Consider the following 12,623-nt stretch of genomic DNA (forward strand, 5'->3'; position numbering starts at 1 on the left):
TGGTTATTGTTCCAGCCAATTATAAAAAGGAACTTGTCGTTTATAAGTGGACGTCTCTTCTTTTGAAGGCGGCGTTTTCTGCTGAGAACGGAAATGCTGGCTATGCTCTTTTGCTTCTTCCGCTGTTTTCAGCCCTTTCTTTTTCCACTCAAATAAAATTCGATCAATATAACGGAAATTTAATTTCCCTGATAAAACGGCTTCTCTTAGCGCCAGCCGAATCATCTCAGTATCATGATGGTCTTGATCCATCCAGATCGAAAGTGTTTCTCCTTCAAGAGGAGACAGCGGTCTGCCGAATTCATCTTCAAATAAAGCATATAAAGATTTTTCAGCCTGCACATGATGTTTTTGCGCTTCTTTCGCCTGTTTTGCTTCTAAAAAGTCATACAGCACGCCCCATAAAGGTTCTACTGAATAGCGGTCATGCTGAATACCAGACCTGTCTTCAAATGGCTGAATCGAGATAAATCCTTTTTGAATGAGATGCTGAACCATATACGCACACTCTTCCGCTGAAATGGTCATGCCTTGAGAAAGCTCTTCAAATGTTTGGAAGAAAACGCCTTGTTCTTCATTCATTTTAATTTTAAGCATCACCATCATCTGTGATTCATTCAGTCCTAACTGCTCATAATGAGCAATCAGCAAATTAGGCAAAGTTGTCGACCCCATTTGCTGCATATTAATAAATTGCTGTCTATTCATCGGATACACCTCTTCATTTTAAGTATATCACGTTTTATTTCACGTGCCCCTCTAAAAAGACGTTTGAAAAAGCCTCCATTTGTTGGAGGCTTTCACGTCTTAAGGGTATAAACGGTTTAATAATCTTGGGAAAGGAATGGTTTCACGCACATGCGGCGCTCCGCTAATCCAAGCAACTGTACGTTCAAGTCCAAGACCAAAACCTGAATGCGGTACAGAACCGTATTGTCTTAATTCTGTATACCATTTGTAAGTTTCCTGATCAAGCCCATGTTCTTTCAATCTTGCTTCAAGAAGCTCTAAATCATGAACACGCTCAGAACCGCCAATAATCTCTCCGTAGCCTTCTGGTGCAATCAAGTCTGCACAAAGGACAACATCTTCACGATCCGGTGCTGGCTGCATATAAAACGGTTTTAATGATGTTGGGTAATGAGTGATAAACACTGGTTTATCATAGCTTTCGGCGATCGCAGTTTCGTGAGGCGCGCCGAAATCATCTCCCCATTCGATATCATCAAAGCCTTTTTCCTGCAAGAATTTAATCGCTTCATCGTAAGTGATGCGCGGGAATGGTGCTTTGATCTTTTCTAATTTTGCTGTATCACGGCCTAGTGTTTGCAGCTCCACTTTACAGTTTTCAAGTACACTTTGAACAACATGAGACACATAATTTTCTTGATACTCAAGGTTTTCATTGAATTCGACAAAAGCCATCTCCGGCTCGATCATCCAAAACTCAATTAAATGACGTTTTGTTTTAGATTTTTCAGCTCTAAATGTTGGGCCAAATGAGAATACTTTTCCGAGTGCCATTGCTGCAGCTTCCATGTAAAGCTGCCCGCTTTGAGAAAGGTATGCATCTTCATCAAAATATTTCGTAGCAAACAGTTCCGTTGTGCCTTCAGGTGCACTTCCAGTTAAAATTGGCGGATCTACTTTCACGAAACCTTCTTGATGGAAGTATTCATATGTAGCACGAATAATTTCGTTACGGATTTTCATAATGGCATGCTGTTTTTTAGAACGAAGCCATAAATGACGGTGATCCATTAAGAATTCTGTTCCATGCTCTTTTGGTGTAATTGGATAATCTGTCGCTTCATGAATCACTTCAATGGATTTCACTTGCAATTCAAAACCTAGCGGTGAACGCTCATCTTTTGTCACTTGACCTGTTACATAGACAGATGTTTCTTGAGTGACTGATTTCGCAAGCTTAAAGACTTCCTCTTCCACTTCTGCTTTTACTACGACTCCTTGAATAAAGCCTGTCCCGTCACGCAGCTGCAAAAATGCAATTTTTCCGCTTGAACGTTTATTGGCAATCCATGCGCCGATGGTTACTTCTTGATCGACGTGTTTGAACACTTGATTAATCGTTGTTTTCAACATAATTCCCTCCAAAGCCAGAAAGAAACTCACCTATTTGGCAGGTGTGAATCTTTTTTCATACATTTTATTATAACCGTTCTAAATCAGCATGGTCAACGCAAGACAGGAGAAACTACGGTGTTAAATTTTTTTCCACGTGTCCTGTCGAGAAGTCGACATAGCTGAAGCTATATTGATTGTTCTCATTTAAGTATGTCACTTCCCAAAGAAGTACGTCACCTTCTCTCGCTAATTTGACTTCTTTTAGCTTAGAGACTGTGTTCTCCTTTTGAACGGCTTGTACTGCTTGATTCGAGGTAATGCCTTCTTTTGCTTTTTTTGCGATCACTTTTTCTTTTTTGCTGGCAGGAACCCAAACGTAGGTCGTTTCATTCTGTTTGTTTTTCCCTTCAACAATAAATTGTTTTTCTTTCCCGACAAAGGTTTCCACTTGCTCCACTTGTACGATGTTTGCTTGTTCTTTTGCTCGTTCGATCGCTGCTTCATGCCCTTGTTCTCTTTGCCCCATGGCAATTTGATAAATCCACGTAAAGCTGATGATGCCAATAAGCAGAACGAGAGCCACTACAGATGAAATAATCCAGACTATTTTTTTCATGTCAAGCTTCCCCTATGTGCGGTATATCGTAAATACCGCTTGATTTTGGTCTTCTTGATCTAATGCTAATCCAAACATAAGATCTTCTCTTTTAAGCGTTCTGTTCAATAAATCAACGATTTTGTACAGGTCTTCTGAATGTTTAATTTGAACAGTTGAAAGTACCTCTATTTTACTTTCCACTTCTAATTCCTCCTCGGTACGTAAATATTGTTAGTCATACTTTTCTGCACGGGAACCGATACTATTTTTACAACGGAACACAAAAAGCCGTTACGATAAATTAACTCCAAACCCACACCAGCTAAAGGCCGCTTATGACAGCGGCTTTTCGTTGTTAAGGTTTTCTATATACGCCTCAAGTGACTCTTTTGACATCTCGTGAACCGGCGCATGAGGGAGTGATTCTAAAAATAGTTTTCCATATGAAGCGGTTTTCACTCGGCGGTCTAAAATCAGCAATGTGCCTATGTCTTTTTCAGAGCGCAACAAGCGTCCAGCTCCTTGCTTAAAGGTTAACACAGCTTCTGGTAAAGCGACGGCTTTAAACGGATTTTTCCCTTGTTTTTTTGCTGCATCACATTTGGCTTCAATAAGCGGAGAATCAGGCGGCCTGAACGGAAGACGTGCCATGATGACTGTTGTCAGCTCTGCGCCCGGAAAATCCACACCTTCCCAAAAACTACCCGTACCAAGTAAAATGGCCTGTTTTGCTAATTTGAACATTTTCGTTAATTTTACGGGGCTTCCGCCTGTTAGACCTTGAGCAAAAAGGGCTGACTGCATCCCTTCTGTTTTTAGCTCTTCATAGACTGCTTTTAACATCTCATGTGAATTAAACAAAACCAATATTTTTGCATGCTGCTGCTTTTCCATGATCTTAATATATCGTGCGGCTTGCTTTACATAATCTCGTTCATCACGGTTTGTAATCGGCGGCATGTCTGCTGGAACAATGACCTTAAGCTGTTTTTCAAGTTCGAAAGGTGAATCAATTTGCACGAGATGAGGGTAAAAATCTTGCAGGCCAAACCGTTCCAAGCAATAATCAAAACGGTGATTAATGGTAAGCGTCCCTGATGTGAGGACAACACTCTTTTTGTTCATAAAGAAACGGTCAGCCAAAAGCTCCCCAGTATCTAACGGCTGTGCATGCATAAAGACAGCGTTTTTGGCCCCTTTTGCATCAATTTCAATCCAAACCGTTTCATCGCTTTTCGGTTCAAAGATAAACCGGTACAGTGTACTGCAAAAAGTATGCATAAACGACATGACTTGGTCGTATTCCTCTGCTTCAAAGGCAAAGTGTTCTGTCAGCTGATCACTTTTTTGAAGAAGCTCATTTTTTTGCTGTTCATACAGCTTCTCACAAGCAATTAACAAGGAACAAAGCTTACTTGCCGTTTCTTTAATCCGTTTCCACTGAGCATGCTTTGAATGATGACGTACTCTATGAATGAGACGATTGATGTCGGCTTTTGGTTTTGTCCTTTTCACAAATGAATGGACGGTGCTAAAGAAAGCATCACTTTCCATTTGAAGCTGATTGAGATACTCATCCATTTCAATAAAGGTGTCTGTCTGTAACCCTGCATGATGAAATCTCTTTTTCAGTTTCTTTAACAATCCGCCTTGCAAGGAGCCAAGCTGTGTTAACTTCGCGTGAAGCTGGATATAAGACGCACTATCCCCTAGGGTTTCATTGGCTGTTTTCTCAAATTGATGGGCTTCGTCTATCACATATACGTCAGCATGCTGAAAGATAGACGATGCCTCCGTTTGTGATAAGAGCAGACGATGATTCGTTAAAATTAAATCAGCTGTTTTTGCCCTTTTTTTAGCGCGCTCATAAAAGCAATACTCTTTAAAACGACGCTTTTTCGATGTAAACGGCATATGCACACAGGAAATGCGGTCTTTTATATTGGCAGCTCCTGACGGTAAATTCAGTTCAGATAAATCACCTGTTTCTGTTACAAGGAGCCACATTAAAATTTGCGCCTTCGTTAAGACGACATCATAGTTATCATCTTCCTCATGAAGCACATGCTCAAACTTATCTAAACAAATATAATGCGCCCGACCTTTAAATACACAGGCAGCAGGCTCAAACGGGAGCAATTGATTCAACATCGGCACATCACGCTGAAGCATTTGCTGCTGCAAAAGTATGGAATATGTACTAATAATGACAGGTTTTCCTGATTTCCTCGCTTCTAGAGCAGCTGGGATGAGGTAAGCGAGCGTTTTCCCAATACCCGGTGCCGCCTCAATTAATGCATAGGCTCTTTCATGAAACACATCTCTCACTTTATTCATCATTGTAAGCTGTCCTTCTCTTACCTCATAGCCTTCTACCGTTTGCGGAAGCTTCTTTTTGATTTCCTCAAACAGCTGTTCATCATCTTCACCTACTGAATGTGTCGCCCTACTGATAGAATTGGTGACATCTTTTACAGCAAAAGAGCCGACTTCCACCAAAGAATCTTCCCGGCTAGCATGACTTGTTTCAAGCTGCTGAATTAAAAGTCCTATATCACTTAGGAGATAAGAGGATAATCTGCGCAGCTGCTTCAGCACAATTTTCGGTGTATGTTTTAATTGATGTAATAAAGTTAAAAATAACATGGCAGTAACTTCCGCATCACTATCCGCCCTATGCGGGTGGTCATGTGGAAGCATGAGCTCTTCACTTAATTCAGTGAGCTTATAACCTTCAAGCTCAGGATAAAGAATTCTAGAGATCTCAACTGTATCAATTGCTAGCACATCCAGCTCATTTTTCCCGCATGCTTTTAGTTCATCATTTAAAAAATTCAAGTCAAAATGAACATTGTGCGCAACAAAATAAGCACCCTGTATGAGATCATATACCTCTTGGGCAATATCCTCAAAAAACACCGCATCCTCAACCATGTGCTGCTGAATGCCTGTCAGCTGTTCAATAAATCCAGGGATTGCTTTTCCCGGGTTCACATATTTTGAATACCGTTCGACAATTTGTCCATTTTCAATGACCACCGCAGCTATTTGAATGATTTTATCACCCTTTTTAGGTGAATTTCCGGTGGTTTCAATATCAACGACAACAAACCTTTGATCGGTCATAAAATGGACACCTCAATTCCTCGTTTCACCCTGAAGTGAAACACACTCTGGACAAAATAGATGAAACAGAACAGCCTCTCTTCTGAAACTGTTCTGTTTCCATGGAGCTTGCGTTATAAAATCGTTCTCGCAGGCTCTTGCCCAATCATTTGTTCAATTTGATTTTGTTTATTTAACACGACCACTTTTGGTGTATGTGTCTTTGCTTCTTCTTCTGACAGCATCCCATAAGCGATAATAATGACTTCATCCCCTGGCTGAACGAGTCTCGCCGCCGCCCCATTTAGACAAATGACACCGCTCTTTCTTTCGCCGGGAATAATATATGTTTCAAGTCTTGCGCCATTATGATTATTGACAATTTGTACTTTCTCATTTGCCATCATACCTGCCGCATCAAGTAAATCTTCGTCAATTGTAATACTTCCCACATAATGTAAGTTTGCTTCTGTTACCGTTGCTTTATGAAGCTTAGATGTCATAAAGGTTCTATACATGTTTTTCACCGCTTTCAGGAACATGGAAAATCACATTATCAATCAGTCTTGCCCGTGAAAATTTCACCGCAATCGCCATAATGACTTGACCTGTTAACTGCTCAAGCGGCTCAAGTTCTGGATATGAGTAGATCTCAATATAATCAATTTCTCCGCACGTCTGAACAAGTTCCTCTTCAATCAGCTGGTATACACGACTGACATCACGTTCACCTTTTTCAACAGCTGACCGTCCTTTTTTTAATGCGCGGTATAAAGCGGGTGCTTCTTGTCTTTCTTTTTCTGACAAGTACACATTCCTTGAGCTTTTCGCTAAACCGTCTTCTTCTCTGACTGTCGGTACAGATACAAGGTGAAGATCAAAGAAGAAATCCTTGATCATCGCATCGATCACAGCGACTTGCTGTGCATCCTTTAGTCCAAAGTAGACATTTGTTGGTGACACAAGATGAAACAGCTTTGTGAGCACAGTGACAACGCCGTCAAAATGTCCTGGACGTTTTTTTCCGCATAAGACATCCGTCCGCTTTTGAACCGTCATCGTAATAGATGGTTCATTTTGGTACATTTCCTTCACATCAGGTGTAAATAAAATATCCACCCCTGCTTGTTCTGCAAGACGCTGGTCTCTTTCCATATCCCTTGGATAGGATTCAAAGTCTTCATTTGGTCCGAATTGCAAAGGATTGACAAAAATACTCATCACGACAATGTCATTTTGACCTCTTGCCTCTTTCGCAAGCGTCAGATGTCCTTCATGAAGAAAGCCCATCGTTGGGACAAAGCCGATGGAATGCTGGTTTTCTTGATGCTGCTTAATTAATTCTTTTAGCTCGTGAATATGGGAGACAACGTTCATTTTTTGATTCCCCCATATAAGCCATCAAGGACTTCTTCTTTGATATGAAACGTGTGCATGTCCTCTGGAAATGTGCGTGCTTTTACTTCTTTCGTATATTGAATGAGCGCTTCTTCTAAAACAGTATCAATTTGCGCGTATTGTTTCACAAACTTAGGTGTTCTAGACACCCCGTATCCTACCACATCATGGTAAACGAGAACTTGTCCGTCTGCCTCAGCTCCTGCACCAATTCCGATCACAGGAATCTTCAGCATGTCGGTAATTCGTTTTGTCAGTTCGCCAGGTACGCATTCCAGCACAAGTGCGATCGCTCCGGCTTCCTCACATTTCAAGCTGTCTTCAATCAATTTTTGAGCACTTTCGTGGTCTTTTCCTTGCACTTTATACCCGCCAAGTACACCAACTGATTGAGGTGTGAGGCCTAAATGACTGACGACAGGAATTCCGCCTCTTGTTAAAGCTTGAATGGATTCAAATACTCCATCTCCGCCTTCTAGCTTTAAGGCATCGGCACCGCTTTCTTGCATGATGCGTGCTGCATTTTTCATTGTTTCTTCTAACGAATAATGGTAAGACATAAATGGCATATCAGTCACAACAAATGTGTCTTTTGCGCCTCTTTTCACTGCTTTTGTGTGATGGATCATATCATCCATCGTGACTTGAACTGTGGAATCTAGTCCAAGTACAACCATCCCAAGTGAATCACCAACTAAGATCATGTCGACTTCCGCTTTTTCCGCTTGCTTTGCAGCTGGATAGTCGTATGCGGTCAGCATCACAATAGGTTCGTTTTGTTCTTTCATTTTGAAAAAATCTAGCTTTGTCTTCATTTGTTCCTCCTCATTCTGGAGAGGAGATGGCTAGCCTCACATCACATGCTTTGATTTCTCATGTGCGGCGAATCATCCCTCTGTCCAAGTCCCTTAGGATCAAGGCAGAAATTTATCGAATTTTTCTTCCTAACAGGTACAGTTCTTTGCAGATACTGCCCACACGAAGTATATCAAAAATGCGCCGGGTGTTCCACTCAAGTTGACTTGATCTCAATGTCTGCGGAGTAGATTTTTTGGATACCGTCCTCTGTTTCAAGCAATAAAACACCTTCTTCATTGATGCCAAGCGCCTTCCCCGTATATTGCCCATTGACGGTGCGGGCAACAATATGTTGACCGATCGTCATCGCAAACGATTCCCATAATTGTTTAATCGGCGCAAATCCTTGCTTCATGTAATCGTCATACCTTTTTTCAAAAGTGGACATCATCTGTTGTATGAGTGCAGCCCGATCCACTTTTTCATTCAGTTCCATTCGCAGACTTGTGGCGACATCCTTTAGTTCATCCGGGAAGTCATCAGCTGTTTGGTTCACATTAATGCCCGGCCCAATGATGACCGCATGAACCTGGTCAGCTTCTGCTTTTAATTCAGTCAGAATGCCAACGACCTTTTTTCCATTCAACAAAATATCGTTTGGCCATTTAATAGATGGATTGAGTCCTGTTTGCTGCGCAATCGCTTCTGCGATGGCTACAGATGCCAAAAGCGTCATTTGCGGCGCTTTATGCAGCGCGATCTCAGGCCGGAGAATAAGACTCATCCAAATGCCTGTCCCATTTGGTGAATGCCACGTTCTTTGAAGACGCCCTTTTCCGTTTGTCTGATGATCGCTGACAACGATTGTGCCGTGGGGCGCACCTTCATTGACAAGATCATGGGCAATCAGCTGAGTGGAAGCGACTTCTTTCTGAAAGTAAATATGCCTGCCGAAGCTCTCTGTTTCCAGACCAAACAGAATTTCGTCCTCACTAATTTTGTCCGGTTTACGAAGCAGACGGTATCCTTTTCTTCTAACTGCTTCTACCTCATACCCCTCTTTTCGCAAGTCCTCCATATGCTTCCACACAGCTGTTCGGGAGCAGCCAAGCTCATCACAAATCTGCTGACTTGAGACAAAATCCTGGCTGGATTCTGTAAATAGTTCAATTAATCGTTTTCTAATTGCGGATCGCATGCTTTAAGCCACTCCTCTATGGCTTCTTTTCGGTTTTCTAAACGGTTTTGCAAAACAGCTTTTTTCACAAAATTGAGCTCCTCTGCAATCCATTTCCCAGACGACTTTTGCCGAAATGCCATTAAATCTTTTCCTGAAACAGCGAGGTCTTGGAGCTTTTTAATCGGCAGTGCATCATAAGAACGCTTCGCTGCCTCCAGCTCATCAAAGAAAATGCGGCGCTCATGTTTTAGCTGTGTGATCTTCAAACTAGATAAGAGCACGTGTTCACCAGCTTCAAACATGGTTTCCGCATCCCAGTCACAATCAACGTATTGACTAATAGCTACTGCGTCTTTCAAAAGCTTCGTTGACAGCTTCCATTCTTTTAAGAAGGCCGCAGCCTCCGCTTCATCTAGGCCGAGCAAATGGATGAAAGCCCCCCATACCTCTTCTAGTCCATCCAGTAAATAATATGGAAAGGCTTGAAAGGATTTATTAAGACGCTCCTCTTTGAGACCTGGCAATTCTTCATATAATTTGGTTGAAATGAGTACTTGAATGGCCTTCTCACAATGACGGCCTTTTAAAAGCTTCTCCATTTCAATCTTTTTGCGCTCAACTGATATGTTGGCAAGCAGATGCTTATCCTTTTTCATAGCTTCAGCCGTTTCATCAGCGAGTTCAAAGCCAAGCTGGCTTAAAAAACGGACAGCTCTCATCATGCGAAGCGCATCTTCTTGAAAGCGGCACGCAGGATCTCCTACGGTTTGAATTCGTTTCCGCTTAATATCCTGTTTTCCACCTACATGATCAATAATTTCCCCATTTATATCCATGGCCATCGCATTAATCGTTAAATCTCTTCTTAAAAGATCTTCCTTAAGCGACGTGATAAACGCCACTTCTTTCGGTCTGCGAAAATCTTCATATTCTGATTCCGTTCGAAACGTCGTGACCTCATAGCTGACACCATCATGCAACACAATGACAGTGCCATGCTCCTTACCGACATCTACTGTTTTTTCAAATAAAGACTCAACCTTATCAGGTGTTGCATCTGTCGCAATATCGATATCGCCGATTTCCCGTCCTAATAGAACATCTCTCACCGCTCCGCCGACAAAGTAAGCCTGATGCCCATGCTCGTGCAGTGTATGTAATATAGGGATCGCATGTGTGAATGGTTCATTCATCTTCATCATCACCTTCGATCAATTCTACGTAAAGCTTCTCATATTCACTCACAATCTTATCAGAGGAGAAATGAGCCTGAACACTAGACTGTGCTGCCGCTGACACTTTTTCATGAAGCGCTTCGTCTTTGAGCAGAGACACTGCGTGCTTTGCTGCTCCATCTATATCGCCGAGCGGGACAAGAAACCCTGTTTCTCCATGTGTAATGACCTCTGGAATACCGCCGACATCCGTACCGATACAAGGGACACCGCATGCCATTGCTTCAAGAAGCACTAGCCCAAAGCTCTCCTTCTCCGAAAGAAGCAGCTTCAAATCACTTATTGAATAAAGCTCCTCAACCTTCTCTTGCTTGCCTAAAAACAATACGCGGTCTGTCAGTCCTAATTTTTTCACGAGTTCACATACAACCGATTTCTCAGGACCATCACCAATGAGCAGCAGCTTTGCCTGCACCTGTTCAGAAATCTTTTGAAACACATGAATCACATCATGCACTCGTTTCACCTTTCGAAAGTTTGATACATGGATGATGACCTTTTCGTTCGGTAAAAGACCATAATGTGTCTTTAACAAATCGTGATCTTCACGCAAATACACCCGTTCATCAACAAAATTATGAATCGTATCAATTTTTTTATCTGGTTTGATGAGATCGTACGTCTGCGCAGCTAACGAATGCGACACCGCTGTTACGCGGTCCGATGATTCGATGGCGAACCGGATCACTTCTTTTAATGATGGATCATAGCCTAAAACCGTAATATCCGTTCCATGAAGCGTCGTAACGACTTTCACAGAGTGTCCAGTCATTTGTTTGGCTAGAAACGCACAGACAGCATGCGGGACTGCATAATGCGCGTGAATAATATCAAGCTTTTCTCGTTTTGCGACTTCTGCCAATTTACTTGCCAGCGCAAGGTCATAAGGCGGATATTGAAAAACTGCATATTGATTCACATCCACCTCATGAAAATAAATATTCGGATATACTTTATTAAGCCTAAACGGAATGCTAGAGGTAATGAAATGAACATCGTGCCCTTTTTCAGCTAAACGTTTTCCAAGCTCCGTGGCGATAATGCCTGAGCCGCCGACACTTGGATAACAAGTAATTCCGATCCTCAGTTTTTTCATAATTACCCCCCAAGTAAGTCATCGTCTATCAAAAGTGGTTTCTTTGTGATAAACCCTTCTGCATAAGCTTTGTTGACTTCTCTTCCATACATAGACTCTCTCATTTTGACAAAATCAATATAACCGTTCACAAGAGGTGTCTCTACTGAGTTTGCCGATTTAACAAATTGGCTTTTATACGCGTGCAAGCTATCAATTTTTTGGTGCATTTCCTCAGAAATATCGATCACAAAATCTGGACGATGGTGCCCATTAATCATGTAATAATACATTTGGCTTATTTTATGCGCTGGCTGCTTGTATGAATCTTCAAATTTATGTATACCTGCAGAAAAAGCGGCCTCTTCTACAAGTGAGCCCGCATGGCCATGATCTGGATGCCGATCTTGGTGGTACGGAGCGAAAATCAGTTTCGGTTTGTATGTTCGAATCACGCCTGCAATTTCCTTCATCGCTTCGTCGTTTAGATAAAGCCCTCTATCTGGCAGTGTAAGCTGGATTCTCGCTCTGACACCTAAAATAGCGGCGGCGGCTTTTGCTTCTTCTTTGCGGCTCTCTACTGTTCCATTTGAAGATAATTCGGCCTGGGTCAAGTCGCAAATCCCGACGCGCGCCCCTTTTTTTACGTATTTTGCAATCGTTCCGCCCATTCCGATCTCTACATCATCGCTATGGGCACCGAATGCAAGGATATCAAGTCGTTTCATTTGTTCCTCCGTTTTTTGCTACATCTCGAAAATCAAACGTACCTTTATTTAAATTCCTGACTAAAATTTCAGCAGTTCCCATATTGGTGGCTAATGGAATGGTATACACATCGCAAAGCCGGATGAGTGCAGATACATCCGGTTCATGCGGCTGCGCAGTTAGCGGGTCTCTAAAAAAGAGCACAAGATCCATTGCATTATCAGCAATTAAAGCACCGATCTGCTGATCTCCCCCAAGTGGTCCTGATTGGAAACGATGAATGGGAAGCCCCGTCGCTTCTTTCACTCTCAAACCTGTTGTCCCTGTTGCGTAAAGTGTATGATCTGCCAAAATATCACGATACGCGGTGGTAAACTGAATCATGTCACTTTTTTTCTTATCATGAGCGATTAAAGCAATGTTCATCAGGAATCCACTCCT

At 42.1% G+C, this 12,623-nt stretch carries 13 protein-coding genes; all 13 read right to left on the reverse strand.

What is annotated here, in order from left to right; all coding sequences use genetic code 11:
* Positions 1-3: 3 nt before the first annotated feature.
* Positions 4-708 (reverse strand): DnaD domain-containing protein, encoded by a 705-nt coding sequence (locus MHB66_RS10450; RefSeq protein WP_046311580.1) that lies wholly within the window; start codon positions 706-708, stop codon positions 4-6.
* A 99-nt stretch (positions 709-807) separates the two neighbouring features.
* Positions 808-2,100, reverse strand: a complete 1,293-nt coding sequence (gene asnS, locus MHB66_RS10455) for an asparagine--tRNA ligase (RefSeq protein ID WP_152649303.1) — start codon at positions 2,098-2,100, stop codon at positions 808-810.
* A gap of 115 nt (positions 2,101-2,215) precedes the next feature.
* Entirely contained in the window at positions 2,216-2,701 is a 486-nt protein-coding gene (tseB, locus tag MHB66_RS10460; protein WP_024422779.1) for a cell wall elongation/penicillin-binding protein regulator TseB, read from the reverse strand.
* A 12-nt stretch (positions 2,702-2,713) separates the two neighbouring features.
* On the reverse strand, positions 2,714-2,884 hold the full coding sequence (locus MHB66_RS10465; protein ID WP_065214698.1) for a YpmA family protein: 171 nt from the start codon (positions 2,882-2,884) through the stop codon (positions 2,714-2,716).
* A 132-nt stretch (positions 2,885-3,016) separates the two neighbouring features.
* Positions 3,017-5,809: an ATP-dependent DNA helicase DinG gene (dinG, locus tag MHB66_RS10470; protein WP_046311585.1), complete on the reverse strand. Its 2,793-nt coding sequence runs from the start codon at positions 5,807-5,809 to the stop codon at positions 3,017-3,019.
* Between the two features lie 113 nt (positions 5,810-5,922).
* Complete coding sequence (gene panD / locus MHB66_RS10475; protein ID WP_024422780.1) at positions 5,923-6,306, reverse strand: aspartate 1-decarboxylase; 384 nt, start codon at positions 6,304-6,306, stop codon at positions 5,923-5,925.
* Complete coding sequence (gene panC, locus MHB66_RS10480) at positions 6,299-7,165, reverse strand: pantoate--beta-alanine ligase (protein WP_046311587.1); 867 nt, start codon at positions 7,163-7,165, stop codon at positions 6,299-6,301. Before panC ends, panD begins: the two co-directional genes overlap by 8 nt.
* On the reverse strand, positions 7,162-8,001 hold the full coding sequence (gene panB, locus MHB66_RS10485; RefSeq protein ID WP_024422781.1) for a 3-methyl-2-oxobutanoate hydroxymethyltransferase: 840 nt from the start codon (positions 7,999-8,001) through the stop codon (positions 7,162-7,164). The genes panC and panB overlap by 4 nt, the downstream gene beginning before the upstream one ends.
* Before the next feature lie 197 nt (positions 8,002-8,198).
* On the reverse strand, positions 8,199-9,182 hold the full coding sequence (locus tag MHB66_RS10490) for a biotin--[acetyl-CoA-carboxylase] ligase (RefSeq protein ID WP_046311589.1): 984 nt from the start codon (positions 9,180-9,182) through the stop codon (positions 8,199-8,201).
* Positions 9,155-10,357, reverse strand: coding sequence for a CCA tRNA nucleotidyltransferase (locus tag MHB66_RS10495; RefSeq protein ID WP_046311591.1), 1,203 nt, complete (start codon positions 10,355-10,357; stop codon positions 9,155-9,157). The genes MHB66_RS10490 and MHB66_RS10495 overlap by 28 nt, the downstream gene beginning before the upstream one ends.
* Entirely contained in the window at positions 10,350-11,495 is a 1,146-nt protein-coding gene (bshA, locus tag MHB66_RS10500; RefSeq protein WP_046311593.1) for an N-acetyl-alpha-D-glucosaminyl L-malate synthase BshA, read from the reverse strand. The genes MHB66_RS10495 and bshA overlap by 8 nt, the downstream gene beginning before the upstream one ends.
* A 2-nt stretch (positions 11,496-11,497) precedes the next feature.
* Positions 11,498-12,202, reverse strand: a complete 705-nt coding sequence (gene bshB1 / locus MHB66_RS10505; protein ID WP_046311596.1) for a bacillithiol biosynthesis deacetylase BshB1 — start codon at positions 12,200-12,202, stop codon at positions 11,498-11,500.
* Complete coding sequence (gene mgsA / locus MHB66_RS10510; protein WP_024422786.1) at positions 12,189-12,608, reverse strand: methylglyoxal synthase; 420 nt, start codon at positions 12,606-12,608, stop codon at positions 12,189-12,191. Before mgsA ends, bshB1 begins: the two co-directional genes overlap by 14 nt.
* Between the last annotated feature and the right edge of the window lie 15 nt (positions 12,609-12,623).

This window comes from Bacillus sp. FSL L8-0167, assembly GCF_038630295.1.
Taxonomy (GTDB): domain Bacteria; phylum Bacillota; class Bacilli; order Bacillales; family Bacillaceae; genus Bacillus; species Bacillus safensis.

Excerpts from the sequence above, each read along its gene's own strand:
- MHB66_RS10450 (WP_046311580.1), bottom strand. The coding sequence starts at position 708 with ATGAATAGACAGCAATTTATTAATATGCAGCAAATGGGGTCGACAACT.
- tseB (WP_024422779.1), bottom strand. The coding sequence starts at position 2,701 with ATGAAAAAAATAGTCTGGATTATTTCATCTGTAGTGGCTCTCGTTCTG.
- dinG (WP_046311585.1), bottom strand. The coding sequence starts at position 5,809 with ATGACCGATCAAAGGTTTGTTGTCGTTGATATTGAAACCACCGGAAAT.
- panD (WP_024422780.1), bottom strand. The coding sequence starts at position 6,306 with ATGTATAGAACCTTTATGACATCTAAGCTTCATAAAGCAACGGTAACA.
- panC (WP_046311587.1), bottom strand. The coding sequence starts at position 7,165 with ATGAACGTTGTCTCCCATATTCACGAGCTAAAAGAATTAATTAAGCAG.
- panB (WP_024422781.1), bottom strand. The coding sequence starts at position 8,001 with ATGAAGACAAAGCTAGATTTTTTCAAAATGAAAGAACAAAACGAACCT.
- MHB66_RS10490 (WP_046311589.1), bottom strand. The coding sequence starts at position 9,182 with ATGCGATCCGCAATTAGAAAACGATTAATTGAACTATTTACAGAATCC.
- MHB66_RS10495 (WP_046311591.1), bottom strand. The coding sequence starts at position 10,357 with ATGAATGAACCATTCACACATGCGATCCCTATATTACATACACTGCAC.
- bshA (WP_046311593.1), bottom strand. The coding sequence starts at position 11,495 with ATGAAAAAACTGAGGATCGGAATTACTTGTTATCCAAGTGTCGGCGGC.
- bshB1 (WP_046311596.1), bottom strand. The coding sequence starts at position 12,202 with ATGAAACGACTTGATATCCTTGCATTCGGTGCCCATAGCGATGATGTA.
- mgsA (WP_024422786.1), bottom strand. The coding sequence starts at position 12,608 with ATGAACATTGCTTTAATCGCTCATGATAAGAAAAAAAGTGACATGATT.